The following is a 25,720-nucleotide window of genomic DNA, read 5'->3' as shown; positions in this document are numbered from 1 at the left end:
TCGAACACAATTTCAGCCAAGCCGGCGCATCGCTTGGCACTTCCGCTCGCGCGGCCTGCCTGCGGCGGCGCGCCCCAATCTGCTGATCCCGGTTCCAGGAACTCGATGCGCGCGCCACCCTCGGGCTACTTTCCGGCAGCCACACACCCATCGTCGCGCGTCGAAGTGGGCCCGAACAATCATGCTCGATCTCGCTCCCGGCGACCGCTTGCCGGGCATGCCCACTCCATACACTCACGGAAGGGCCAATCCTGCGCAGACACCGACACTGCGAGCTTTGAAGCCAACCGTTTTCGCCTGCGCGATGCGCTACTGGTGCGCCTATGCCGCGCGCTATGGCCAGGCCTTGACGCTGCCGGTGCCGGTGCCGGTGCCCGTGGTGATCCAGTTCATCGTCGACCACGCCGCGCGCAAAGCGGACGCGGCCGCAGACGGCAAGCGCGGCAACCCCGGGACCAGCGCGGCCGCGCAAAAGTCGGCGACTTCGAGATCCGCCGCGCATGCGAAAGCCCGCCTGGTGAGCGAATTGCCCCCCGAGGTCGACCAGGCGCTGGTGGCCAACGGGTACAAGGGGCGGCTCGGGGTGCCCGCGCTCAACACGCCGGTGCACCGCATTGCCGTGCTCTCGAAAGCGCACCAGCTCGCCAAGGAAGCCAATCCGTGCGCGGACGCGCTCGTACGCGAACTCCCGGGCAGGACCCCTCGCGCCTATGCGCAGCGCGGCGCGCGTCCACGCAAGCAGCGCGCGCTGACGAAAGATCCCTTGCAGCAGGTGCTGGCCACCTGCGACGAGACGCTGCGCGGGCAACGCGACCGCGCCCTGCTGCTGTTCCTGGGCCAGCGGCGGGCGGCGTCGTTCTGAGGTGGCCGGAGCCACGCTGGAAAACCTGCGGAGTGTCGACGCGAAGTCGTATGTCTACACGTTGGCGCATTCCAAGACCAACCAGGCCGGCGCCGAGCGGCCGGAGGACGTCAAGCCGCTCGTGGGCAGCGCCGCACTGGCGACGCAGGACTGGCTGGCCGCCAGCGGCATCAAGGAAGGCGCCCTCCTCCGCCGCATCCACAAGGGAGGGCACCTGGGCGAGGCGCTCGCCCCGGCGGCCGTGCGCGACATCGTGAAGGAACGCTGCGCGCTCGCGGGGGTCGAGGGCGAGTTCTCTGCGCCTCGCTGCGGGCGGGATTCGTGACGGAGGTGGGCAAACAGCCATGTCGCTGCCCGAGACCATGGCGATGACCGGGCATCACAGCGTGACCACCGTGATGGGCTACTTCCGTGCAGAGAGCGCACTCGACAGCAAGGCCAGCCGGATGCTCGACGAGGAGTAATTCGACCAGGCATTCGTTCGAAGACGGGCGCTGTCGGTCGGTTCGGGCGAAACCATGTCACGGGACATGCCACGGCGATGCGACATCCCATGCCACGTTGTGGACAACCCCTACATCCTTCTTCTTCGTTGAATCGCCAATTCGGCATGGGGAGTGTGCCTGACGAAGTGTCGCTTCACTCACAAGCAGAGCAAAGTTTGTACCAGCCAGTTCACAGAAGGCAACCTTCAGTTGTCCCCGCATCCGGTGCATGACTTTGTGGATAACTGCGATGGAGACGCGTCAAGGCCGCGCCGCATCTCGCATCCAACAGGATTGCCCACCGAATGCGCAAGTCGGTCTCGCCGGTGCCTGCCGTGCGAAGGTTTTTTTAGAGGTTTGGAACGCGACGCTCGCCCGGGGCACGGCCATGATCGCGAAGATGTTCGCATAGGCCAGCCATACGTCGAGGTGGTCGAAAAGCGCTATGCATTATTTCCCCTGTCAACGCTTCGCGTTGCACCTCGCGGTGCACCACGCATGACTCGGGGACGACATGATTCGCTACTTCTTTGTCATCAGGGACTTCACCCTTCTACTCCTTGCCGGTCTCCCGGCGCACCACTTCAGATTTGAGGCCGCCATGCTATTGGCCGAGCGCCTTGAGCCCGGACTCGACATTGCGTTGCGTGCCCAGGATGTGTTCCCTCAGCAATCCGCTCGCGATCTTCACCTCGCGCCTAAGCGTCGCTTCCATGAGCCGCTTGTGCTCGTTCGTCTTCCTGCGCGAGCCCTTGCGGTGCGTTGATGAGTAGCGCCGGTAGCGTTCTGCCTGGTCAAAGAGGCTCGCGCTCCACGCGCGCTGGCGCTCCGATGGCGATGCGGCGATCAAGGCCATGTGGAACTCCCGGTGCAGGCTGCTCCAGCCTTCATCCAGCACCGTCGGACCCTCGAGACGCGCCTCCACCTTCTCCAAGCGATAGAAGGCCGCGACAATCGCGGCTTCCCACGCGTCAGTGCCATGCTCGATCGCATCGGCCAGTGCCTGCACGTCGAGCATGAGACGCATCCGCGTGATGTCCGCCATGTCGACAAGGCTGATCGGCGCGACACGGAAGCCGCGCCGCTCGTCCGCGCGGACCAAGCCCTCCTGCGCAAGCCGACTGAGGGCCTCCCTCAGGGGACTGCTGGAAAACCCGTAGGCATCTTGCAGGTCTTCGATCTTAAGTCTGCAGCCGGCGGCAAGGGAGCCGATGAGCACGTCCCTGCGCAGGCGACTAAATGCTTGCTCGATGAGGGTCGGTGTGTCTGCCATGTGTGCCTGAAAGCGTGATGAGATAGTTTATGCACAGAACGCGGATCGGGCATTTCTCGTGTTCATCTATCGGAAATGGCTGGACGCTCGCCTGAAGTCCGCAAATAGCATCTGCTCATCAAAGAGCAAAGCAACTTGGAGCGCGCATGAAATTGATTTCCTTCCTGCACAACGGCCGTGAGTCCTGGGGCGCCGTGATAAACGACCGCGTAGTGGACCTTTCGGTTGCCAGCGGCTGTTCCACCCTTGCCGAATTCGTCGGCAGCGACGCCTATGACAAGCGCGATGCACTGCTTGCCTCCGCGAACCCGGGACCGGCGCTCTCGGAAGTGCAACTGCTGCCGGTGATTCCGCGCCCGGAAAAAATCTGGTGCGCGGTTCGCAACTACATGGACCACCACAACGAGGCGATCGCTTCCGGGCTGCAGCGCGAGCTATCGGAGTTTCCTCCGTTGTTCCTGCGCACCTGGCGTTCGCAGACCGCGCACAACGCGCCTATCGTGCGTCCGCGCGTCTCGGAGACGCTTGATTGGGAAGGCGAGCTGGCTGTGATCATCGGCAAAGGCGGCCGCGACATCGCGGAAGCCGACGCGCACGAGCATGTGGCCGGCTATGCCTGCTACAACGAAGGCAGCGTGCGGGAATGGCAGTTCCACGCCAAGCAGATAGCGACCGGCAAGAACTTCGAAGCCACCGGTGGCTTCGGCCCGTGGATGGTGACGGCCGACGAGATCGAGTTCGGTCGCGCACTCAAGCTGGAGGTCCGTCTCAACGGCGAGATCGTCCAGTCCAGCCACACGGGGAACATGATCTTCGACACCCGGCGTCTCATTTCCTATTGCTCGACGATCTCCACGCTGGCGCCCGGCGACGTGATCGTCACCGGCACGCCGGCCGGTGTCGGCTTCGCGCGCAAGCCTCCAAGCTACATGAAGGCGGGTGACGTGTGCGAAGTCGAGATCGAGGCCGTCGGCGTCCTGCGCAACCCCATCGTGCAGCAGGCCTGAATATGAAACTCGTCTCCCTGCGCAAGCGCAGCCTGATAGTTGAAACCATCCTGCATGAAGGTGGTCCTGCGCCCGAGAAGCCGCTTCGGATCGCCGCCGCGAGCGCGGTGATCAAAAATCCTTACGCCGGCCACTACGAACCTGACCTGATGCCCTTCATGGCCGAACTTCGCAGCCTCGGCACTCTGCTATCAGTGGAGGCAGTAGAGGCGCTCGGCGGAAAGGACACAGTCCAGGCGTACAGCAAGGCCGCCATCGTGGGCATCAATGGCGAACTTGAACATGGCGCCGTGTGGCATGAGGCCGGAGGCTGGGCGATGCGTCAAGTGCTCGGCGATCCCAAGGCGATGGTTCCCGCGGCGAAGTGCGTCGCGGTGCCGGGCTACCGCCTCATCGTGCCGCTGCACTACATCCACGCTTCGTACGTGCGCAGCCACTACAACTCGTTCGAGGTCGGAATCCAGGACGCGCCGCGCCCGGACGAGATCCTGTTCTCGGTGGTGATGGCCGACGGCGGCCGCATCCACTCGAGGCTGGGCGGCCTGGCCAAAGACAAGGTGTCCGTCCACGACGGCCAGCGCTGATCGTGAAGACAAGCTTCCGCCCCAACCTGTCCCACTTCGGCGTGTTCTGCCGGGACATCGAAAAGATGGTGTCCTTCTACCAGGACGTCTTCGGCATGGTCGAGACCGACCGCGGCGTGGGCAAGACCTTCAACATGAAGCTGGTCTTCCTGAGTGGCACGCCCGGCCAGCACCATCAGCTGGTGATGGCGAGCGGGCGCGGCCCCGATGCACCGAGCACGGTGATGCAGTTGTCGTTCAAGGTGGACGAGATCGAGCACCTGCGGGAGGCGCGTCGCCGAGCGCTCGAAGCGGGGGCGACGCAGATGCGCGGCCTCAACCACGGCAATGCGCTTTCCATCTACTTCAGCGACATCGAACAGAACACCGTGGAGGTGTACATCGACACGCCCTGGTACATCACGCAGCCGCACGGCGATCCGCTGGACCTCGGCAAGAGCGACGACGAAATCTGGGCCGAGACCGAGCGCGCGTGCCGCGCCGACCCCACGTTCATGCCCGCCGAGAAATGGTCCGAGCAGTTCGGCAAGTAGCAGCGCACTGGAGGAGACATGACAAGCAACACGCCCCTCATCGACAGGGAAGTGGAGATTCCGACCCAGCATGGCTCGATGAACACCTACGTCGTGCGCCCGGCGGCGGCGGGCCCCTACCCGGTGGTGTTCTTCTACATGGATGCAGCCGGCCGGCGCGACGAACTGAGCGAGATGGCGCGGCGCATCGCCCGCGCGGGCTACTTCGTCGTGCTACCGAACCTGTACTACCGCAGCGTGCGGGAGTTCCACATGCAATGGAACGAGGCGGGCATCCAAGAGATGCTGCGCATGATGCAGACGTTGGACATCAGCATGGTCGTGCGCGACACCGAAGCGCTCGTTCGCTTCGTTGACTCGGAGCCAGCCGCCCTGGCAAGCGCGATCAGCGCCGTCGGGTACTGCATGAGCGGCCCGTTCGCCGTTGCCGCTGCCGCGCGCTATCCGGAGCGCATCAAGGCGGCCGCCTCCTTCCACGGCACGCACCTTGTCACCGAGCGGGAAGATTCGCCCCACCGGATCGCCCGCAAGGTCAACGCCGAGTTGTACTTCGGATGCGCGGAGAACGACAAGTGGGCCGACAAGGAAACGGTTGCCACGCTCTGCGCAGCCCTGACCGACTGCGCGGCGCCGTCGCGGGTCGAATGGTACCCGGGGGCGCAGCACGGCTTCGTGTTTCCGCAACGCCCGAGTGTCTATGACGAAGCCAATGCCGAGCGCCATTGGGATCGCCTGCTGTCCCTGCTCGCGCGCCGCCTTCCCCAAGCTGCCTGAAAGATGTCCATGACCATCGAATACACATTGCCGGCGACGATGCGCGTCGCACGCCTACACGAAATCGGCGGGTCGCTGAAGATCGATACGCTCCCAGTCCCCAAGCCAGGCTCGGGCGACGTCATCGTGGCGATCAAGGCGTGCAACGTGGTGCCCAACCTGCGCAACATCCTCACATACTGGCCGCAGTGGCATCCGGAAATGCCCTTGCCGCCCTTGCCTGGATCGTTCGGCCTGGATGCGGCTGGCGCAATCGCTGCCGTGGGAGACAACGTCCGCGCGTTCAAGCCCGGCCAGCGTGTCTACGTCAATCCTGCCACCGGGTGCGGCGGCTGCCGCTTCTGCCGCAGCGGAGACATCCTGAACTGCGACAGCTTCACCTACCGCGGCTACTTCGGCCGCGGCGGCCCTGCGACGCTGGGAATCTTCGCGCAGTACCCGTTCGGCGGTTTGTCCGAATACGTGGTAGCGCCGCAATCGTGTCTCGTCACGCTCCCGGATAGCCTGCCGTTCGAGCAGGCGGCCCGCTTCGGCTATCTCGGCACCGGCTACGCCGCGCTGCGCAAGGGGGGCCTGCGCCCTGGAGACACCGTGCTGATCAATGGCATCGGCGGCACTCTTGGTGTCAACACCACGATGATGGCGCTGGCCATGGGTGCGACGAAGATCCTCGGCACCGGCCGCCGCCGCGAGCCACTGGAACGCGTCAGGGCGCTCGCGCCGCATCGAATTGAAGTGCATTCGGTCGATGAGTCTGGCGTCACCGTCGCCGAATGGGCGCGATCGTTGACCGAGGGCTACGGAGTCGACGTGGTCGTCGATTGCCTTCCGCCGAACAGCCCCGCGGAGTCGACGAGGGCGGCGATGCGTGCGATGCGCACCGGAGGCAGCACGGTGCTGCCGGGCGGCATGTCCGAGGCGCTCACCCTTGACCCGTTCTGGGGGCTCGGAAAGAACGCATCCCTCATCGGCTCACGCTGGTTCTCCGCAGCCGAAGGGCAGGACATGGCGGACATGGCGGGCGCGGGAACGCTCGACCTGTCGCCGCTGGAGCACAGACGCTTCAGTCTCGACGCGGTCAACGAGGCCGTCGCCACCGCAGCCGAATCGGGCAGCGGATTCACGAACGTGGTCGTGCTGCCGTCGGCCACCTGATTTCAAAGGAGACAAGTTCATGACACAGACCATCCGCTTCTTCGCCGCTGCATTGCTTATCGCACTCGGCGGCAACGCCAGCGCCCAGAAGAGCTACGGACCAGGAGTGACCGACACAGAGATCAAGATAGGCCAGACCAATCCGTACAGCGGCCCCGTATCGGCGGCTTCCGTAAACGGCAAGATGATGAACGCGTACTTCAAGATGGTGAACGCACGGGGCGGCATCAATGGACGCAAGATCAACTTCATCTCGCTCGACGACGAGCTCAGCCCGCCGCGGACGGTAGAGCACCATCGCAAGCTGGTCGAGGAAGAGAACGTGTTTGCCATCATCGGCACGCTCGGCACGCCAACCAACGCCGCGGTGCAGCGCTACCTCAACCAGCGCAAGGTGCCGAGCTTGCTGCTCATCAGCGGTGCGAAGCGCTTCCTGGACCCGAAGGACGCTCCGTACACCATGGGGTACTACCCCAGCTACGAGATCGAGGCGGTCAGCTACGCGAAGTACCTGCTCAAGAACAAGCCCGATGCCAAGGTCGGCGTCGTCTACCAGAACGACGACTTCGGCAAGGACTTCCTGCGCGCGTTCAAGGCGGAGCTCGGGGACAAGGCGGCGAAGATGATCGTGCGCGAAGCCTCTTACGAGATCTCGGCTCCCAGCATTGATTCCCAGATCATCGGGCTGAAGGGCGCGGGCGCCGACACGCTCCTGAATGTGACGACGCAGAAGTTCGGCGCCCAGGCGATCAGGAAGGTGCATGACCTGGGTTGGAAGCCCCTGCAGTTCATCAGCTTCATCTCGAGTTCCAAGGGCGCCGTGCTCAAGCCCGCCGGCCTAGACGTCGCGACCGGGCTGATCACCGCATCCGTGGTCAAGGATCCCGACAACATCGTGAAGGGCACTGACAGGGACATCGCGGAGTACCGCTCGTTCATGGCCAAGTGGTATCCCGAAGGCGACCCTTCCGACACGAACACGGTGTGGGCGTACACGGCCGCGCAGCTTGCAACCATCATCCTCGAACGCTGCAATGACAATTTGACGCGCGAGAACCTGATGAAGGTGGCGACTTCGCTGAAAGACGTGCGCCTGTCCATGCTCCTGGACGGCATCACGGTCAGCACGTCGCCGTCGGACTACCTTGCCGTGAAAGAGGCGCAATTGCAGCGGTTCGACGGCCGGGCCTGGGTGCCGTTTACCGAATCGGTCAAGTGAACGCCCATGTCCGAAGTCATGATTGCACTTGACGCGCCGGCGGCGGCACCCCAGCGTGCCCGCGCCGCCGCGGGGAAGATTGCCGGTGCTGGCGGGCCGCTGCTGTCCGTGCAGGGGATCACCCTGCGCTTTGGCGGTATCACCGCGCTCGACGGCGTGTCGTTCGACATGGAGCGTCAGTCGGTGCTGGGTCTGATCGGTCCAAACGGGGCGGGCAAGACCTCTCTCTTCAACTGCCTTTCGCGCCTGTACCTCTACAGCGAGGGGCGCATCGTGTTCGACGGACAGCCCCTCGAAGACCACCCGCAGTACCGGATGGCCCATCTTGGCATCGGCAGGACCTTCCAGAACCTCGCGCTTTTCAACAGCATGAGCGTCCTCGACAACATCAAGGTCGGCAGGCACTGCCGCACCAGGAAGGGCTTCCTGTCGCACGCCTTGCAGTTGCCCGGCGTGGCGGCTGAAGAACGGGAGTCGCACCGGCGGGCCGAGGAACTGGTCGACTTCCTGGACCTCGGCGCCGTTTCCTCCCGGCTGGTGGGAGAGCTCCCCTTCGGCACGCGCAAGCGTGTGGAGCTGGGGCGGGCGCTGGCCAGCGATCCGGGACTGCTCCTCCTGGATGAGCCGGCCGCGGGACTGAACCACGAGGAGGTACATGACCTCGACCGGTTGATCCAGCAGATCCGCTCCCAGCTGCGGATCGGCATCCTCCTCGTGGAACATCACATGAGTCTGGTCATGGGCGTCTCCGACAAGGTGGTCGCCCTCAACTTCGGCCAGAAGATCGCGGAAGGGTCACCTTCGGAAGTACAGCGGCATCCCGCCGTCGTCGAGGCCTACCTCGGGAGTGCCCCGGCATGACTCCCCTGCTACAAGTGAAAGGCCTGCGTGCCTCCTATCGCGGCAGCGAAGTGCTGCACGGCGTGGACCTGAGCGTGCCTCCTGCGTCCATCGTGACGCTCCTGGGTGCCAACGGTGCCGGCAAGACGACCACGCTGCGCGCCCTGTGCCGCATGATTGCCACGAGCGGACAGGTGCGCTTCGAGGACCGCGATGTGAGCGGGCTTTCTACCGAGCAGCTCGTCCGCCTGGGCATCGCCCACGTGCCTGACGGGCGCGGGACCTTCGCGGGCCTGACAGCGGAGGAGAACCTCCAGCTTGGCGGTTACGTGCGCAAGGACAAGCACCAGGTCGCCGAAGACCGCGAGCGCATCTACGGCTACTTCCCGCGATTGCGGGAGCGGCGCAAGCAGCAGGCAGGAACCTTGTCGGGCGGCGAGCAGCAAATGCTGGCCATCGGGCGCGCCCTCATGCTCCGGCCGAAGCTGCTGTTGCTGGACGAGCCTTCATTCGGCCTGGCCCCGCTCGTGGTTCGGGAGATCTTCTCGATCATGCGCGTGATCCGCGAAAGGGAAGGCGTGAGCATCCTGCTCGTCGAGCAGAACGCGTCGATCGCCCTCGGCGTGGCAGACCAGGCCTACCTGATCGAGACCGGACGCATCGTGCTTTCCGGCTCGGCCGCTGACATCAAGCAAAACGACGCGGTCCGCCGGTCTTATCTCGGGGAGTAGTGCCTCATGGAAACCTTCATCAACCAGGTCGTCTCCGGCCTCTCCAGCGGTGGCATCTACGCCACGCTGGCACTCGCCCTCGTCATGATCTTCAAGTCGACGAGCCGCATCAACTTTGCCCAAGGCGAGATGGCCATGTTCTCCACCTACCTCGCGTGGATGCTCATCACGGCGGGCGTTCCCTACTGGCTGGCGTTCCTCGGAACCGTGGCTCTCGCGTTCGCCATGGGCGCGATGATCGAGAGGGTCATCATCCGACCGCTCAGGGACGCGCCGGCCCTGTCCATGGTCGTGGTGTCCGTCGGCCTGCTCGTCATCCTCAACAGCCTGGCCGGCTGGATCTTCACGTACACGATCAAGACCTTCCCTAGTCCATTCCCGGCGAGCGCGCCCTTCGGGTTGACCTTTGTTTCGTGGCATGAACTCGGCAGCCTGGCCGTCACGCTGCTCGTGGTGGCCGCCTTGTTCGCCTTTTTCCGCTACACGTCCCTGGGCCTGGCCATGCGGGCCGCAGCACAGAACGCCGAATCGAGCCGTCTCGTGGGAATCAAGGTCGGTTGGATGCTGGCACTGGGCTGGGGCATCGCGGCCGCGATCGGCTCGACCGCCGGCATGCTCGTCGCGCCCAAGGTGTTCCTCGACCCATACATGATGTCCGGTGTCCTGATCTACGCCTTTGCCGCGGCTCTGATCGGCGGCATCGACAGCCCGGCCGGCGCGATCGTCGGCGGGTTCATCGTCGGCTTGCTGGAGAACCTGGCAGGCGCGTACATCATTGGCGACGAGCTGAAGCTGACGCTGGCCCTCGTCGTCATCGTGGGCGTCCTGCTGGTAAAGCCGGCAGGTCTGTTCGGACAAGTCCTCGTCAAACGGGTGTGAAATTGAACACGTTGCTTCACAAGGACGCCGAGCGCGGTCCGAAACTGGCGGTGGCCCTCGTGCTGCTGTTTGCCTGCAGCCTGCCCTTGTTCCTCACGGACTATCGCCTGTTCCAAGCCACCATGGTGCTGGTCTATGCGATCGCGATCCTCGGCCTCAACCTGCTTACGGGCTTTACAGGACAGATCTCGCTGGGCCACGGCGCTTTCTTTGCCATGGGCGCTTATGTCGCAGCGGTCCTGATGGACCAGTTCCAGGTACCGTACTGGGCGACGATCCCGATCGCGGCGGCGGTTTGCCTGGTGGTGGGATTCCTCTTCGGTCTCCCGATCCTCAAGCTGGAGGGGCACTACCTGGCGTTGGCTACGTTCTCGCTTGCCGTCGCACTGCCGCAGCTGCTCAAGCACAAGAGCCTGGAGGCCTGGACGGGCGGTGTCCAAGGCATCGTGCTATCCAAGGCTGCGCCACCGATCGAGTCCCTGCTCGGTATGCACCTGAGCCCGGACCGATGGCTGTACCTCGTGACGCTCGCCATTGCGGCAGGGCTCTTCCTGGCTGCGTGGCATCTTCTGCGTGGCAGGATCGGCCGCGCGCTGATCGCCATCCGTGACCAGCCCGTCGCGGCGTCGTCGATGGGCGTGAACATCGTGCTCTTCAAGAACCTTGCCTTTGCGGTCAGTGCGCTCTACACGGGCGTGGCGGGTGCCTTGAGTGCCATTGCAGTGGCGTTCGTGGCTCCAGACAGCTTCACGGTGTTCCTCTCGCTGTCGCTCATGGCTGGCGTGGTGATCGGCGGGCTAGCCTCCATTCCCGGGGCGCTCTTCGGCGCCCTGTTCCTGCAGTTCATCCCGAACCTGGCGGGCGGCATCTCGAAAGCCGCCCCCTGGGCCATCTACGGCTCGCTCCTGATACTGTGCATGTTCGTGGCCCCCGGGGGAGCTGCCGCTACTGGCCGCGCATTGGTGCGACGCATCCGGTCATGGAAGCGCCCTGCGTCCGTTGCTCGCATCACGGAGCAGTCGACATGAACCGGCACGACAACTTCATCGCCGGGAGCTGGAAAAACGGAGCCGGCTACACCCGAAACCTAAACCCCTCCAGACTGGACGACGTGGTCGGCGAATACACCCAAGGTGACAGCTCGCATGTCGATGAAGCTGTGGCTGCTGCGAGCAGTGCGTTTCCCGCGTGGGCGACGGGAAGCATCCAGGCAAGGAGCGATTCGCTGGACAGGATCGCCACAGAGATCCTTGGCAGGCGAGAAGAGCTTGGCAAGCTGCTGGCGCGCGAGGAAGGCAAGACGCTGGCCGAAGCCACCGGAGAAGTGACCCGCGCAGGGCATGTCTTCAGGTTCTTCGCGGGCGAGTGTCTCCGGCTCGCTGGCGAGACCATCCCGTCGGTTCGCCCCGGCGTCGGCATAGAGGTTACTCGCGAGCCTGTCGGCGTCGTTGGGCTCATCACGCCCTGGAATTTCCCCATTGCGATTCCGGCTTGGAAGATCGCGCCCGCGCTGGCCTTCGGCAACTGCGTGGTTCTCAAGCCCGCCGATCTGGTGCCCGGATCCGCGTGGGCACTCGCTGAAATCATCAGCCGCGCCGGGATCCCGCCTGGGGTCTTCAATTTGGTGATGGGACGCGGCAGCGTCATCGGCAATGCTCTGGTACGCCACCCGGGCGTCCACGCAATCAGCTTCACAGGTTCGGCCGGCGTAGGACGCAACATTGCCATGGAGTGCGCGACTTTGCAGAAGAAGGTACAGCTCGAAATGGGCGGCAAGAATCCCCAGGTGGTCCTGGACGACGCAGACCTGGCCCAGGCGGTGGAGCTGAGCGTGCAGAGCGCGTACTTCTCGACCGGCCAGCGCTGCACTGCGGCCAGCCGTTTCATCGTGACCGGGGGAATCTATCCGCGTTTCATCGCGGAGATGCAGGACCGGATGGCACGCCTCCAGGTGGGTGACGCACTGGCCGCGGGCACGGACATCGGTCCCGTGTCGAGCATGTCTCAACTGAAGCAGGACCTAGAATATGTCCGGCTCCCTCGCAAAAAACGAATCCGGGTCTTCCGCACCTATGGACTGGAGTCCATAGGTGCGGTTGGATAGGGGTAGGAAACGGCTCGCGCCGTCCCCTCCCTCCGAACCCGATGTGCAGTTTTCCCGCGACGGGCTCTCCAGTCAGTTGTTTCCGCACCGGGATTGGCGCGCCAATTGATGGGCTTCGGATAACGTGAACAGCCCAAGATTAGCGAAGAAGGAATTTGGCCATCGTTTGTGATCGTTAAGACATCGTCCCTGACCCGGTCGGTGTCTCTGTTTTCGCAACATCGCCCGCAGTCGAGTGAGCGTCCGGCGGTCCCACCTTGCGCCTGCCGCGGCCCGCTCAGAGGATAGCGTCCACCTATTTTTGGCGGACCCCTATGCATCCCAATAACTCCAATCGCCGGGTCCACAGCGCCGAGTTCAAGGCGCGGGTCTTGGCCGAGTGCCGGCAGCCCAGCGCGTCGGTCTCAGCCGTGGCCATCGCACATGGCTTGAATGCCAACGTCGTGCGCAAGTGGCTCACGGGCCGCGGCCTCAAGCGCATGAGCGTCGCTGCGCCGGCGGCCAGTGGCGCCGCGCCCGCTCTGCAGTTCGTCCCCGTGGAGTTGCCGCGGTCTGAGTCCGTGGGCGCCTCCCCAACATCCCAGCCCGAGATCCGCATCGAGCTCCAGCGCGGCGGCCTGCACGTGAAGCTTGAGTGCGCTGCCAGCGCAGGCGCGCTGTATGCCGCGCAACTGCGCGCCTTGGCCGATGCGCTGTGCGCCGCCCGAGGAGCCGGCCCGTTGATCCGCATCGATTCGTTGTGGCTGTGCACCCAGCCGCAGGACATGCGTGCCGGTGCCGACCGGTTGCTCAACATCGTCGTCAACACCGTCGGTTCGGCGCATGCGCACCACGGCTACCTGTTTGCCAACCTTCGAGCCACGCGCATCAAGCTGCTCGTGCACGACGGGTTCGGAGTGTGGTGCGCCACGCGCCGCCTGCACGCGGGTCGCTTCGTATGGTTGGAGCGTGCGCCAGGGCAGGCAGCAACACTGCAGCTGACCGCGCAGCAGTTCGAAGCCCTGGCGGTGGGGCTGCCCTGGCAACGCTTGGGCGAGCTCAGCGTCATCAGCCGATCCTGAGGGCCAAGCGCTGACAGCCCAGCGCTGCCGTTGACATCGCATCTGCGGATGCGCAGCACGTCCCGACGCGTGCAACATGCCGAGCATGCTCGGCGACACCGCTTCCCTCCGCATCGACATGGCGCAAGTGCCGCCGGAGGCGGCCGCGCTGATCACGCGGTTGCAACAGAAGGTGCAGGCCCAGGCGCGGGAGATCGCGTGGCGCGACGCCAAAATCGAGAAGGTCAACTTCGAGCTTGCCCGTCTCAAGCGCTGGAAGTTCGGTGCGAAGACCGAGGCCATGACGGCTCAACAGCGCGCCCTGTTCCAGGATGCGCTGGCAGAGGACGAGGCCAGCCTACAGGCGCAACTGGCCGAGTTGCAGCGAGGTCTACCCGAAGCGCCCAAGACGCCGAAGGCGCCGCCTCGTAAGCCGCGCCGCCAGGCGCTGCCCGAGCATCTGGAGCGCGTCGAGCATCGCCACGAGCCCCAGGACACGACCTGTCCGAACCTGGGGTGCGGCCGGCCTATGCACCGCATCGGCGAGGACGTCAGCGAGAAGCTGGACATCGTCCCGGCCAAGTTCTTCGTGCACCGGCACATCTACGGCAAGTGGGCCTGCAGGTGCTGCCAGCAGATCTGCCAGGAGCCGGCCGAGCCGGACGTGGTGGACGGCGGTATCCCCGCCAGCGGGCTGGTGGCGCACACGCTGATCAGCCGCTTCGTGGATCACCGGCCGTACTACCGGCAGGAGCCGATCAACGCGCGCTCGGGCGTGCACACCCCGCGCTCCACGCTGGCCGCCTGGGGCGGCGCCGGCGGCGCGAAGCTCGAGCCGCTTTACGAGGCGCACCGACGCTTCATCCTCAGTTGCCGAGTGCTACACGCCGATGAGACGCCGGTGCCGCTACTGGACCCCGGCTCAGGCAAGACGAAGAAGGCCTACGTCTGGGCTTGGGCGCGCAGTCACCATGACCCGCACCCTGGCGTGATCTACGAGTTCTGCCTGGGCCGAGGGGCGCAGTACCCGGTGGCCTTCCTCGGCGGCAAGCCACCGCCATATCTGGAGCCGCCGTGGCACGGCACCTTGATCACCGACCAGTACGCGGGCTACAACGCTGTGTTGGACGCGAAGGTCTACCCGCGGCGCAGGTCAGCGGTCTGCGCCGCGCATGCCAGGCGGTACTTCGAGGAACTTAGTCGCGGCGGCCACAGCGCCAGCACGGTGGCCACCGAGGCGCTGCAGCGCTGGGCACGGATCTACCATGCCGAAGGCGCTCTCGCGGAGATGGGTGACGCTCAACGCTGTCAGGCCCGGCAGCAGCTGACCAAGCCGCTATGGGACGAGTTCGAGGTATGGCTCAAGCTGCAGCGCACCCAGATACTCGACGGCAGCAAGATCGCCGCTGCAATCGACTACAGCCTCAACGCCTGGAAGGCGCTGACGCTGCACCTGGGCGACGGCGCGGTGGCGATGGACAACAACCTGATCGAGCGGCAGATCAAGCCGTGGAAGCTCGGCGCGAATAATGCGAATTGCGGTCTTATGCGAACTCGTCGTCGTTCATCTTGCGCACAACGAGGCGTGGCAAGGCTTGCGGCGATGTGAGCGAGGTCTGGACTTCTCATAAGAGTGGGCGTCTCCTGCTGTGGCCACCCCACTTCAGGAGACCTCCATGTTCGCGTTCGAGTCCATTCATCCGCTGCCGGCCGCTTGGCTTCGCGACAGCGATCTCGCGCCGTTCGCATCTGCTTACGTGCGTCGTTTGGTAGACCGCGGCTACGCAGCCAACACCGTGCGCCAGTACGTGTATGGCGTTGCGCACTTCGCGCGCTGGACACATCGCTGCCGCGTTGGCGTCCACGACTTTGCCGATGAGATCGTTCAGCGCTTTGTCGAAGAACATTTGCCACGCTGCACCTGCCCATCGCCGGTGCAGCGCTGCCGCCATCAGGTTCGAGCTGCTCTTCGCCAGCTGCTGATCATGCTGGACGATGCCGACGCTCGGATCGGCCATCGCCGCCCTGACCTGGTCGAGAACCAGCTTGAGCGCTTCGACACTCACATGCAGCAGGCAAGGGGCTTGGCGGAGACCACGCGAGTTCGACGGCTGAGCGTCGTCCGGTCTCTGCTGCGATTCTGCGCGGCCGGCGACGCCGACTCCAACGCGACGACCACACCGAGCGCCGATGAATTGCGTCGATTCATCGCGCGGGAACTCTCACGCGTCAGTCCCGCCAGCGGCGGCTCGCTTGCGGGCGCGCTGCGCGGCTATCTGCGCTTCATGGCGCTCAGCGGGGCTCGCGTCGATCATCTGCTGCCCGTCATCGCGTCGCCGGCCCATTGGAGGCTGGCGCCACTGCCACAGACGCTATCGCTGAGCGAGGTCACGCGACTGCTGGACGCCTTTCCGCCGGATCTGCCGTCGCACTTGCGCGGCTACGCCATGGTGCGCTGCCTGGTCGATCTCGGCCTACGCGAGCGCGAAGTCGTCAGCCTGGAACTCGACGACATCGACTGGGAAGCCGGCACGCTGCGCATCTGCAAGGGCAAGTCGCGCCGTGCGGACGTGATGCCTTTGCCGCAGACCACGGGGGGTGCCATCGCGGCATACCTGCGTTCGGGGCGACCCACAACCGTCAACCGGCGCGTGTTCGTTCGTCACGTGGCGCCGCTGGAGGAGCCGATCGGTCCAGATGTGGTTCGCAACACGGTGCGCCAGGCGTACCTGCGCTGCGGCCTGCCGTACACCCGCGTCCACATCTTGCGGCATACGCTGGCGCGTAGGCTGCTGGAGACCGGTGGCACGCTCAAGGAGGTGGCCGACATGCTGCGCCACCGTGCGCTCGACACCTCGATGATCTACGCCAAGGTCGACCTCGGGCGGCTGGCCGCAGTGGCGATGCCCTGGCCAGGGAGCGCGGCATGAACTCCGGTCACACGATGCAGACCGCCGTCCAGCGCTACCTTGAAGAACGGCGACGTCTGGGATTCGCGCTGAAGAGCACGAGCACCGAACTGATGCGATTCGCTCGCTTCGCAGACGCGAGGGGGCATCAAGGGCCTCTGACGCTTGAGCTGCAGTTGGACTGGGCTCGCGAACACGTTGTACGGACCAGCCTCGTCACGGCTGCGCGCCGGCTCGAGATCGTCCGACCCTTTGCGACCTATCACCGCCAGTTCGAGCCCACCACCGAGGTGCCACCGCCGTTCATCCTCGGCCGCGGACATCGTCGGCTGGCCCCTCACATCTACACCGATCAGGAGATGGGCGACCTACTGAATGCGTCCGGCCGCATGACGCCGCAAGGCGGCTTGCGGCCATTGACCTACAAGGCGCTGTTCGGGCTCATCGCCGCGACCGGGCTAAGAATCTCCGAGGCCTTGAAGTTGCAAGTCGCGGACATTGATCTGTCAGGCGCCACGGTCACGGTGCGTCAGACGAAGTTCCATAAGTCGCGCTGCTTGCCTCTGCATCCCAGTGCCGTACAGGCGTTGTCCGACTACCTTCGTGCGCGTCAGCGATTCGTCGGCGGCGCGAGTGACTCGCCGGTTTTCGCCGGCCCGACCGGCCGCGCGCTGTCGTTGAGCGGAGTCCACAACGTGTTTGCCCGGCTTCGCGATCAGCTCGGATGGCGCGCCCGAGGCGACCACGCCCGGCCGCGCATTCATGACATGCGCCACACCATGGTGGTCCGGCGCGTACAACGCTGGCATGAGGATGGTGTGTCGATCGACCACGCGATGTTCTGGCTGTGCACCTATCTGGGCCACGCCAAGATCTCCGACACGTATTGGTACCTCACCGGCACGCCGGAGTTGATGCAGTTGGTGGGGGCACGGTTCGAGCGCTTTGTTCTGCAGGGGGCTGGCCGTGGGTAAGCAGATCTCGCCTTCGTTCGCGTCGCTGGTGCAGGAATTCTTCACCGATTACATGACGCGGCAGCGGTCGCTCAGCCCGCAAACAGTCGCCTCCTACCGAGACAGCTTCCTGCTGCTGCTGCGCTTTGCGGAACAGGCCCTGGGCAAGCCAGCCGCTGCCGTGGAGTTGCAGGACCTCCGACCGAAGTTCATCGCGAGCTTCCTGGACCACTTGGAGCGTGACCGGGGCAACTCACCGCGCAGCCGCAACATCCGCTTGGCAGCGCTGCGTTCGTTCTTGAAGTTCGCCGCCCGGCGTGACATCGCCAACCTGAGCGTCATCGAACAGGCGCTGGCGGTGCCGATGAAGCGCTTCGATCGCAAGATGGTGGGATTCCTGACGCGCGAGCAGATGCTGGCGGTGATTGACGTTCCAACCGCGACCTGGCTGGGTCAACGCGATCACCTGCTGCTCATGCTGATGTTCAACACCGGCGCCAGGGTGTCGGAGTTGATAAGCATAAGGGTCGAAGACGTGATCCTCGGCTCCACCTCAAGCGTCCGCCTCAAGGGCAAGGGGCGTAAGCATCGTTCGCTGCCGTTGTGGAAGACAACCTCCCGTGAGGTGCGTGATTGGCTGCGTCTGAACCCGCATCTCGAGGTACGCTCTGCGCTGCTGCCGCGGCGTGATGGCGAACCGATGACGCGGGCAAACGTCGCGCAGCGGCTCAAGCGCGCCGTCGTCGCGGCCTCCGCCGAGCATCCGGAACTCGGCAAGCTGGCGGTATCGCCTCACCTGGTTCGACATTCGACCGCGATGGGATTGTTGCAGGCGGGAACCAATGCCACCGACATCGCTCTGTGGCTCGGGCACGAGAGTCCGTCAACGACCCATATGTACGTCGAGGCCGACCTCGCAATGAAGGAGCGAACTCTTGCTCGGTTGAAGCCGCCAGAAGCCAAGCTGCCTCGATACCGGCCGCCGAAGGGATTGATGCAGTTCCTGAAGTCGCTGTGATCATGCGAAGCGGCGGCAGCGTCGCCGCGACCGCTCGACGAGATAAGACTCGCATCGCTCCGGCGTCGAGTTCGCATAAGACCGCAGTTCGCATTATTTCTCTCATGCATAAATGATCATGACCGCAATAATGCGAATTGCGGTCTTATGCGAACTCGTCGTCGTTCATCTTGCGCACAACGAGGCGTGGCAAGGCTTGCGGCGATGTGAGCGAGGTCTGGACTTCTCATAAGAGTGGGCGTCTCCTGCTGTGGCCACCCCACTTCAGGAGACCTCCATGTTCGCGTTCGAGTCCATTCATCCGCTGCCGGCCGCTTGGCTTCGCGACAGCGATCTCGCGCCGTTCGCATCTGCTTACGTGCGTCGTTTGGTAGACCGCGGCTACGCAGCCAACACCGTGCGCCAGTACGTGTATGGCGTTGCGCACTTCGCGCGCTGGACACATCGCTGCCGCGTTGGCGTCCACGACTTTGCCGATGAGATCGTTCAGCGCTTTGTCGAAGAACATTTGCCACGCTGCACCTGCCCATCGCCGGTGCAGCGCTGCCGCCATCAGGTTCGAGCTGCTCTTCGCCAGCTGCTGATCATGCTGGACGATGCCGACGCTCGGATCGGCCATCGCCGCCCTGACCTGGTCGAGAACCAGCTTGAGCGCTTCGACACTCACATGCAGCAGGCAAGGGGCTTGGCGGAGACCACGCGAGTTCGACGGCTGAGCGTCGTCCGGTCTCTGCTGCGATTCTGCGCGGCCGGCGACGCCGACTCCAACGCGACGACCACACCGAGCGCCGATGAATTGCGTCGATTCATCGCGCGGGAACTCTCACGCGTCAGTCCCGCCAGCGGCGGCTCGCTTGCGGGCGCGCTGCGCGGCTATCTGCGCTTCATGGCGCTCAGCGGGGCTCGCGTCGATCATCTGCTGCCCGTCATCGCGTCGCCGGCCCATTGGAGGCTGGCGCCACTGCCACAGACGCTATCGCTGAGCGAGGTCACGCGACTGCTGGACGCCTTTCCGCCGGATCTGCCGTCGCACTTGCGCGGCTACGCCATGGTGCGCTGCCTGGTCGATCTCGGCCTACGCGAGCGCGAAGTCGTCAGCCTGGAACTCGACGACATCGACTGGGAAGCCGGCACGCTGCGCATCTGCAAGGGCAAGTCGCGCCGTGCGGACGTGATGCCTTTGCCGCAGACCACGGGGGGTGCCATCGCGGCATACCTGCGTTCGGGGCGACCCACAACCGTCAACCGGCGCGTGTTCGTTCGTCACGTGGCGCCGCTGGAGGAGCCGATCGGTCCAGATGTGGTTCGCAACACGGTGCGCCAGGCGTACCTGCGCTGCGGCCTGCCGTACACCCGCGTCCACATCTTGCGGCATACGCTGGCGCGTAGGCTGCTGGAGACCGGTGGCACGCTCAAGGAGGTGGCCGACATGCTGCGCCACCGTGCGCTCGACACCTCGATGATCTACGCCAAGGTCGACCTCGGGCGGCTGGCCGCAGTGGCGATGCCCTGGCCAGGGAGCGCGGCATGAACTCCGGTCACACGATGCAGACCGCCGTCCAGCGCTACCTTGAAGAACGGCGACGTCTGGGATTCGCGCTGAAGAGCACGAGCACCGAACTGATGCGATTCGCTCGCTTCGCAGACGCGAGGGGGCATCAAGGGCCTCTGACGCTTGAGCTGCAGTTGGACTGGGCTCGCGAACACGTTGTACGGACCAGCCTCGTCACGGCTGCGCGCCGGCTCGAGATCGTCCGACCCTTTGCGACCTATCACCGCCAGTTCGAGCCCACCACCGAGGTGCCACCGCCGTTCATCCTCGGCCGCGGACATCGTCGGCTGGCCCCTCACATCTACACCGATCAGGAGATGGGCGACCTACTGAATGCGTCCGGCCGCATGACGCCGCAAGGCGGCTTGCGGCCATTGACCTACAAGGCGCTGTTCGGGCTCATCGCCGCGACCGGGCTAAGAATCTCCGAGGCCTTGAAGTTGCAAGTCGCGGACATTGATCTGTCAGGCGCCACGGTCACGGTGCGTCAGACGAAGTTCCATAAGTCGCGCTGCTTGCCTCTGCATCCCAGTGCCGTACAGGCGTTGTCCGACTACCTTCGTGCGCGTCAGCGATTCGTCGGCGGCGCGAGTGACTCGCCGGTTTTCGCCGGCCCGACCGGCCGCGCGCTGTCGTTGAGCGGAGTCCACAACGTGTTTGCCCGGCTTCGCGATCAGCTCGGATGGCGCGCCCGAGGCGACCACGCCCGGCCGCGCATTCATGACATGCGCCACACCATGGTGGTCCGGCGCGTACAACGCTGGCATGAGGATGGTGTGTCGATCGACCACGCGATGTTCTGGCTGTGCACCTATCTGGGCCACGCCAAGATCTCCGACACGTATTGGTACCTCACCGGCACGCCGGAGTTGATGCAGTTGGTGGGGGCACGGTTCGAGCGCTTTGTTCTGCAGGGGGCTGGCCGTGGGTAAGCAGATCTCGCCTTCGTTCGCGTCGCTGGTGCAGGAATTCTTCACCGATTACATGACGCGGCAGCGGTCGCTCAGCCCGCAAACAGTCGCCTCCTACCGAGACAGCTTCCTGCTGCTGCTGCGCTTTGCGGAACAGGCCCTGGGCAAGCCAGCCGCTGCCGTGGAGTTGCAGGACCTCCGACCGAAGTTCATCGCGAGCTTCCTGGACCACTTGGAGCGTGACCGGGGCAACTCACCGCGCAGCCGCAACATCCGCTTGGCAGCGCTGCGTTCGTTCTTGAAGTTCGCCGCCCGGCGTGACATCGCCAACCTGAGCGTCATCGAACAGGCGCTGGCGGTGCCGATGAAGCGCTTCGATCGCAAGATGGTGGGATTCCTGACGCGCGAGCAGATGCTGGCGGTGATTGACGTTCCAACCGCGACCTGGCTGGGTCAACGCGATCACCTGCTGCTCATGCTGATGTTCAACACCGGCGCCAGGGTGTCGGAGTTGATAAGCATAAGGGTCGAAGACGTGATCCTCGGCTCCACCTCAAGCGTCCGCCTCAAGGGCAAGGGGCGTAAGCATCGTTCGCTGCCGTTGTGGAAGACAACCTCCCGTGAGGTGCGTGATTGGCTGCGTCTGAACCCGCATCTCGAGGTACGCTCTGCGCTGCTGCCGCGGCGTGATGGCGAACCGATGACGCGGGCAAACGTCGCGCAGCGGCTCAAGCGCGCCGTCGTCGCGGCCTCCGCCGAGCATCCGGAACTCGGCAAGCTGGCGGTATCGCCTCACCTGGTTCGACATTCGACCGCGATGGGATTGTTGCAGGCGGGAACCAATGCCACCGACATCGCTCTGTGGCTCGGGCACGAGAGTCCGTCAACGACCCATATGTACGTCGAGGCCGACCTCGCAATGAAGGAGCGAACTCTTGCTCGGTTGAAGCCGCCAGAAGCCAAGCTGCCTCGATACCGGCCGCCGAAGGGATTGATGCAGTTCCTGAAGTCGCTGTGATCATGCGAAGCGGCGGCAGCGTCGCCGCGACCGCTCGACGAGATAAGACTCGCATCGCTCCGGCGTCGAGTTCGCATAAGACCGCAGTTCGCATTATTGCGTTCATGCATAAATGATCATGACGCGAAGAACTGGTTGTTCGTGGGCAGCGAGTTGGCGGGCCAGCGCGCAGCGGTGGTGATGAGTCTGGTGCAGTCCGCCAAGCTCTGTGGTCAAGATCCGTGGGCGTACCTGCGCGACGTGCTGGAGCGCATCCACTCGCATCCGAGCCATCGGCTCGATGAACTGTTGCCCCATCGCTGGCGGCCGAGCTGACGAATGGGCGTGATCACGCAGGCCTTGATGGTCCAGGCGGCCATCGACGTCAACGGCATGGGCCAGGAACAGAAGGTGCGCCTGGCCGACGAGATCTTCGCTCAGCAGCCCAACATGCTCGCCTCGATCCTTGCGTTGCCTCGCATGGGAGTCGGCATGGTGGAACTGGAGGAAGATCGAGGACGACCGCGATCGGCAGGATCGAACCGGAGGGGTGCACGCCATCTCCCGTACCCCCAAGGAACAATGGCCACCATTTGTTCGCGCGATGGAGCAGGCAGCGCAGCATGTTGGACTGCCGTTCGTGTCCGACATCAACGAGCAACCTGGGGATGGTTTTTTCTCGATGCCAAATGCCATCGACAGAGAGGAGCGCGTCACCACTGCAAGTTGCTATCTGACGACGGAGGTCAGGGGGCGCGCGAATCTCGAGATCATGCCCAACACCCATGTCATCAGGCTTCGCATGAGCGGCGGTGCCGTGTCCGGTGTGGATGCGACACGAGGTGGTGCGGCCGTTCACTTGCTTGCGCGCAATGTGATTGTGTCCGCGGGCGGAATCTATTCACCGACACTCTTGCTGCGATCCGGCATTGGCCCGGCAGGCGAGTTGGCTTCTCTGGGGATCGAATCGGTCTTGGATCTGCCCGGTGTCGGCCGCAACCTGCAAAACCATCCGTACATGTTCTTCGCACTCACTCTGCCCCGTGCCAAGCGTGTCTCCGCAGATCTCCGACGCTTTGCTCTCGCCGGCTTGAGATCGTCCTCGGGAATGCCCGGTTCCCCATCAGGTGACCTATTCAGTTTTGTGATCGGTCGGGTGAGTGGCAAGTCCTATGGGCCCGATTTCGCGCTGATGGGAAGTGCCTTGTACGCCCCTCAATCGCGCGGATCGGTCAAACTCAAGAGCGCTGACCCGCTGAAGGATCCGGAGGTCAACTTCCGATTCTTGTCGGATTCTGCGGATCCCCCACGCATGGTGCTGGCTGCTCGGCTGGCCGAACGGTTGCTGCGGGATCCGCGCGTCGCCGCTCACTACCATGAAGCATTTCTGCTCCCGGGGGCACTTGCAGTGAAGCAGTTCAATCGACCCGGCTTGACCGGGAAAGTGCTCGCGATGGCCGCCGAAGCAGCTGCCAATTCGCCGGGCTTTATTCGCCGCGCGATATTCGGTCGGGCATTCAGGAGCGGAGCGCCTGCCGCATATCGGGGAGGCGGGTGCGAGATCTCGGACGACCGAATCCTGTCCTCGATCAGTCCGATGGGCCACCCAGTCGGCACCTGCGCAATGGGCAAAGCGGGCGATCCGATGGCGGTTGTCGATGAAGGATTTCGCTTGCACGGCAGTCAGAACCTTTTCGTGGTCGATGCCTCAGTGATGCCTGCCATCCCCAGCGCCAATACCAACCTTCCGACATTGATGCTCGCCGAACTCGCGGCCGAACGGATCGAGGCTCAAGCACGCGATAGGGTCCATACCGGGACCAGGCAGCCAGTCGATCGGGCAGGCCAATTTGCGTAGGAGGCTCGTCGGCAAGGAAGCTCTATGGACCACGTCTTCTGGCACGTAGCGCTCGCCCTGATTTGCGGCGGTGTCGCAACAATCTATCTTTGGGTGTTCTGGGAGCCTGCTCCCAGAGGTGACGACAACTGGTTGGCCTTGTTGCTGGGTTGCCCTGACGGGTGGACGCCTCACGAGGGCTCCAAGACATTGATGACTTCTGGGAAGCGGAACTGACAAAGCCGGGATTACCGCCTGCTGGTGCAAATAGCTTGGTGCAGGCTCGGCGACGCCGTCGCAAGCATCTCCGTCATCAGCAGCGGGAGCAGGAACTTCGCGACTCAGAACACTGCCGCGAGCACATTTCTTCCATCAGCGCATCCGAAGGCGCCGCACCACCATTCGGTCGGCGCCGGCCAAACAGTCTGGTGTCTTCCCAGGCAAGCTCGAGGCGATCGCGTTCCTCGATCCAGTCGTAGACCACTGTCCGCGCCGCGATGCGCCACTCGAACCCAAGGTGCGGCTGCACATTGGCCGCCATGGGGGTGTCGATCGGCCGGCCGGTGCTCGCCGGGTCGATGCCGGTGGCCCAGTTGACCGTGCGCGCGAGCTGCTTGGCCGACAGCATCTTTCCGTTGGTGCGGTCGAGTACGTAGAAGAAGCCGTTGCGGTTGGCCTGCATCAGCACCTTGCCGCTGCCGGTGCCCGGCAAGTCGGCCAGCACCAGCTCGTTGGTGCCGTCGTAGTCGTAGGGGTCGCCGGGACTGAACTGGAAGTGCCATACGCCCTCGCCGGTAGCTGGCCGCAGGGGAGAACCGAGCCGACATAAAGCGTGTCCTTGCCGCGCATGGCCGCATTCCACGGCGAGCCATTGCCCACGCCCCAGTACACCAGGTCGAGGTCCGGATCGTAGTTGCCGGTCAGCCAGGTCGGGCCGCCGCCGGGCTCGGCCATGCCGGGCTTCCAGATGTCGGCGCTGGGCTCGTTGCCCGTGGCCGTGGTCCGCCGGTGCCACTTGCGCTCGCCCGTCTTCAGGTCCCACGTCGAGGAAGCCGCGCGTACCGTATTCGCCTACGGAGATACCGACGATCAGCACGCCGCCAGCGATCAGTGGGGCGTGCGTCGTGCTGTAGCCCTGCTTGTAGTCGGCGGCCTTAAGCAGCGCGCGGCGGCGCCACGGAATCGTCCGTCTTCCTCCGAACAAATGCATCTTCGCGCCCGTCTCCTCGCAGCGCAGGCGCGCGAATTGTCGCGTGCGACGGGACGCTTCGCCAATGGGCAGCGAGCGCGCGGGTGCAATCCGAGAGTCGCCGGCGCCGACACCGGGACACTTGTTCCCGAGCGGTCCCTCACGAGCAGGTACCTGATGGAAGAGACCGCCCAAGGCAGCCATCCCCTGCAAGCGATCGCCCCGCGACGTTCCCAATATCTATGCGATCGTCGATTTCTACTGGCGTCTCTCATGCAGCAAGTGTCGCAAGCCCACCGCCTTGCGACAGGTCAGTGTCGCGCCGCCCATGTCTTGCGACACCATGCTGAGTCGTAAGTCGTTGATTCTTCAAGGGAAGCAAGGCTGGCACAGCAATGGCATTGTCTACGACCACACGCCACATCGGCGCAACCGCAAATGAGGCCAAACCAAGTGTCGACAACCATGAGCGCGAGACCGGTAGTTCAAGACGAACAGCTGAACCTGTCCACTTGCTTGGCGGACGCCATGCGGCGTCTGGCAAGCTCGGTTGCCATCATCACCAGCCGTGATGGAGAAGGTCAGCCACATGGCATGGCGGCCACCGCCGTCATTCCAGTGTCGATGGACCCCTCCTTCGATGCTCGTGGCGATCAACCGCGGGACCGGTTTGCATCCGGTGTTGCAAGGCTCGGGTGGCTTTTGCATGAACCTGCTTGCGGACGAGCAACATCCTCAACTGACACACTTCTCGCAGTCTGCCCTGCGCGATCAGCGCTTCCGGTCGGACGACTGACGCGACGCCTGGTCATCTGTAGACGGATGGCTACCCTGGCTCGAAGGCGCCACTGCCGCCATCGAGTGCGAG

General features: G+C 64.4%; 22 protein-coding genes and 4 pseudogenes. 24 read left to right on the top strand and 2 right to left on the bottom strand.

Annotated features, from left to right (window positions below; genetic code table 11):
* Window positions 1-181 precede the first annotated feature (181 nt).
* Window positions 182-1,326, top strand: a pseudogene (locus WKW80_RS20975) (site-specific integrase).
* Window positions 1,327-1,951: 625 nt separating this feature from the next.
* Here the strand turns inward: WKW80_RS20975 and WKW80_RS20970 are convergent.
* Window positions 1,952-2,620, bottom strand: a complete 669-nt coding sequence (locus WKW80_RS20970) for a GntR family transcriptional regulator (RefSeq protein WP_340365504.1) — start codon at window positions 2,618-2,620, stop codon at window positions 1,952-1,954.
* 146 nt (window positions 2,621-2,766) lie between these two features.
* Between WKW80_RS20970 and WKW80_RS20965 the strand changes: the two genes are divergently transcribed.
* The 21 genes and pseudogenes from WKW80_RS20965 to WKW80_RS20865 all read left to right on the top strand — a co-directional run bounded on the left by WKW80_RS20965 (window position 2,767) and on the right by WKW80_RS20865 (window position 23,684).
* A complete protein-coding gene (locus tag WKW80_RS20965) occupies window positions 2,767-3,627 on the top strand; it encodes a fumarylacetoacetate hydrolase family protein (protein WP_340365503.1) in 861 nt (286 codons plus the stop codon).
* A 2-nt stretch (window positions 3,628-3,629) separates the two neighbouring features.
* Window positions 3,630-4,211, top strand: coding sequence for an amino acid synthesis family protein (locus WKW80_RS20960; RefSeq protein WP_340365502.1), 582 nt, complete (start codon window positions 3,630-3,632; stop codon window positions 4,209-4,211).
* Between the two features lie 2 nt (window positions 4,212-4,213).
* Entirely contained in the window at window positions 4,214-4,744 is a 531-nt protein-coding gene (locus WKW80_RS20955; protein ID WP_340365501.1) for a VOC family protein, read from the top strand.
* A gap of 18 nt (window positions 4,745-4,762) precedes the next feature.
* The gene (locus WKW80_RS20950; RefSeq protein ID WP_340365500.1) at window positions 4,763-5,518 is read left to right on the top strand and encodes a dienelactone hydrolase family protein; all 756 of its coding nucleotides are present in this window, start codon (window positions 4,763-4,765) and stop codon (window positions 5,516-5,518) included.
* A 9-nt stretch (window positions 5,519-5,527) separates the two neighbouring features.
* Window positions 5,528-6,673 carry an alcohol dehydrogenase catalytic domain-containing protein gene (locus WKW80_RS20945; protein WP_340365499.1) on the top strand — a complete coding sequence of 382 codons (1,146 nt, stop codon included), beginning with the start codon at window positions 5,528-5,530 and terminating at the stop codon, window positions 6,671-6,673.
* Between the two features lie 19 nt (window positions 6,674-6,692).
* Entirely contained in the window at window positions 6,693-7,892 is a 1,200-nt protein-coding gene (locus WKW80_RS20940) for an ABC transporter substrate-binding protein (protein WP_340365498.1), read from the top strand.
* A 6-nt stretch (window positions 7,893-7,898) separates the two neighbouring features.
* Window positions 7,899-8,753 carry an ABC transporter ATP-binding protein gene (locus WKW80_RS20935; RefSeq protein ID WP_340365497.1) on the top strand — a complete coding sequence of 285 codons (855 nt, stop codon included), beginning with the start codon at window positions 7,899-7,901 and terminating at the stop codon, window positions 8,751-8,753.
* Entirely contained in the window at window positions 8,750-9,463 is a 714-nt protein-coding gene (locus WKW80_RS20930; RefSeq protein WP_340365496.1) for an ABC transporter ATP-binding protein, read from the top strand. The genes WKW80_RS20935 and WKW80_RS20930 overlap by 4 nt, the downstream gene beginning before the upstream one ends.
* Before the next feature lie 6 nt (window positions 9,464-9,469).
* Window positions 9,470-10,342 (top strand): branched-chain amino acid ABC transporter permease, encoded by an 873-nt coding sequence (locus WKW80_RS20925; protein WP_340365495.1) that lies wholly within the window; start codon window positions 9,470-9,472, stop codon window positions 10,340-10,342.
* 2 nt (window positions 10,343-10,344) lie between these two features.
* Complete coding sequence (locus WKW80_RS20920; RefSeq protein ID WP_422822935.1) at window positions 10,345-11,370, top strand: branched-chain amino acid ABC transporter permease; 1,026 nt, start codon at window positions 10,345-10,347, stop codon at window positions 11,368-11,370.
* Window positions 11,367-12,392 (top strand): annotated as a pseudogene (locus tag WKW80_RS20915) (aldehyde dehydrogenase family protein); the annotation flags it as partial. The gene WKW80_RS20920 and the pseudogene WKW80_RS20915, both read left to right, overlap by 4 nt.
* Before the next feature lie 368 nt (window positions 12,393-12,760).
* On the top strand, window positions 12,761-13,507 hold the full coding sequence (gene tnpA, locus WKW80_RS20910; protein ID WP_340365493.1) for an IS66-like element accessory protein TnpA: 747 nt from the start codon (window positions 12,761-12,763) through the stop codon (window positions 13,505-13,507).
* Between the two features lie 76 nt (window positions 13,508-13,583).
* The gene (gene tnpC, locus WKW80_RS20905; RefSeq protein ID WP_340365492.1) at window positions 13,584-15,095 is read left to right on the top strand and encodes an IS66 family transposase; all 1,512 of its coding nucleotides are present in this window, start codon (window positions 13,584-13,586) and stop codon (window positions 15,093-15,095) included.
* 67 nt (window positions 15,096-15,162) lie between these two features.
* On the top strand, window positions 15,163-16,416 hold the full coding sequence (locus WKW80_RS20900; RefSeq protein WP_340365491.1) for a tyrosine-type recombinase/integrase: 1,254 nt from the start codon (window positions 15,163-15,165) through the stop codon (window positions 16,414-16,416).
* Window positions 16,413-17,369 carry a tyrosine-type recombinase/integrase gene (locus WKW80_RS20895; protein ID WP_340365490.1) on the top strand — a complete coding sequence of 319 codons (957 nt, stop codon included), beginning with the start codon at window positions 16,413-16,415 and terminating at the stop codon, window positions 17,367-17,369. The genes WKW80_RS20900 and WKW80_RS20895 overlap by 4 nt, the downstream gene beginning before the upstream one ends.
* A complete protein-coding gene (locus WKW80_RS20890) occupies window positions 17,362-18,366 on the top strand; it encodes a tyrosine-type recombinase/integrase (protein WP_340365489.1) in 1,005 nt (334 codons plus the stop codon). Before WKW80_RS20895 ends, WKW80_RS20890 begins: the two co-directional genes overlap by 8 nt.
* A gap of 277 nt (window positions 18,367-18,643) precedes the next feature.
* A complete protein-coding gene (locus WKW80_RS20885; protein ID WP_340365491.1) occupies window positions 18,644-19,897 on the top strand; it encodes a tyrosine-type recombinase/integrase in 1,254 nt (417 codons plus the stop codon).
* The gene (locus tag WKW80_RS20880) at window positions 19,894-20,850 is read left to right on the top strand and encodes a tyrosine-type recombinase/integrase (protein ID WP_340365490.1); all 957 of its coding nucleotides are present in this window, start codon (window positions 19,894-19,896) and stop codon (window positions 20,848-20,850) included. Before WKW80_RS20885 ends, WKW80_RS20880 begins: the two co-directional genes overlap by 4 nt.
* Window positions 20,843-21,847 carry a tyrosine-type recombinase/integrase gene (locus tag WKW80_RS20875; protein ID WP_340365489.1) on the top strand — a complete coding sequence of 335 codons (1,005 nt, stop codon included), beginning with the start codon at window positions 20,843-20,845 and terminating at the stop codon, window positions 21,845-21,847. Before WKW80_RS20880 ends, WKW80_RS20875 begins: the two co-directional genes overlap by 8 nt.
* Window positions 21,848-21,973: 126 nt before the next feature.
* Window positions 21,974-22,162: pseudogene (locus WKW80_RS20870) on the top strand (transposase domain-containing protein); the annotation flags it as partial.
* 214 nt (window positions 22,163-22,376) lie between these two features.
* A complete protein-coding gene (locus WKW80_RS20865; RefSeq protein WP_340365488.1) occupies window positions 22,377-23,684 on the top strand; it encodes a GMC family oxidoreductase in 1,308 nt (435 codons plus the stop codon).
* 292 nt (window positions 23,685-23,976) lie between these two features.
* Here WKW80_RS20865 and WKW80_RS20860 read toward each other — a convergent pair whose 3' ends face one another.
* Window positions 23,977-24,873, bottom strand: a complete 897-nt coding sequence (locus WKW80_RS20860) for a PQQ-binding-like beta-propeller repeat protein (RefSeq protein ID WP_340365487.1) — start codon at window positions 24,871-24,873, stop codon at window positions 23,977-23,979.
* 417 nt (window positions 24,874-25,290) lie between these two features.
* On the opposite strand from WKW80_RS20860, the pseudogene WKW80_RS37350 reads away from it, so the two are divergent.
* A pseudogene (locus WKW80_RS37350) lies at window positions 25,291-25,473 on the top strand (flavin reductase family protein); the annotation flags it as partial.
* Window positions 25,474-25,492: 19 nt separating this feature from the next.
* Window positions 25,493-25,648 carry a flavin reductase family protein gene (locus WKW80_RS20855; RefSeq protein ID WP_422822934.1) on the top strand — a complete coding sequence of 52 codons (156 nt, stop codon included), beginning with the start codon at window positions 25,493-25,495 and terminating at the stop codon, window positions 25,646-25,648.
* Window positions 25,649-25,720: the final 72 nt, after the last annotated feature.

This window comes from Variovorax humicola, assembly GCF_037889915.1.
Lineage (GTDB): Bacteria > Pseudomonadota > Gammaproteobacteria > Burkholderiales > Burkholderiaceae_C > Variovorax > Variovorax humicola.
The sequence above is the reverse complement of the archived record's forward strand: the minus strand, read 5'-3'. Positions and strand labels throughout refer to the sequence as shown.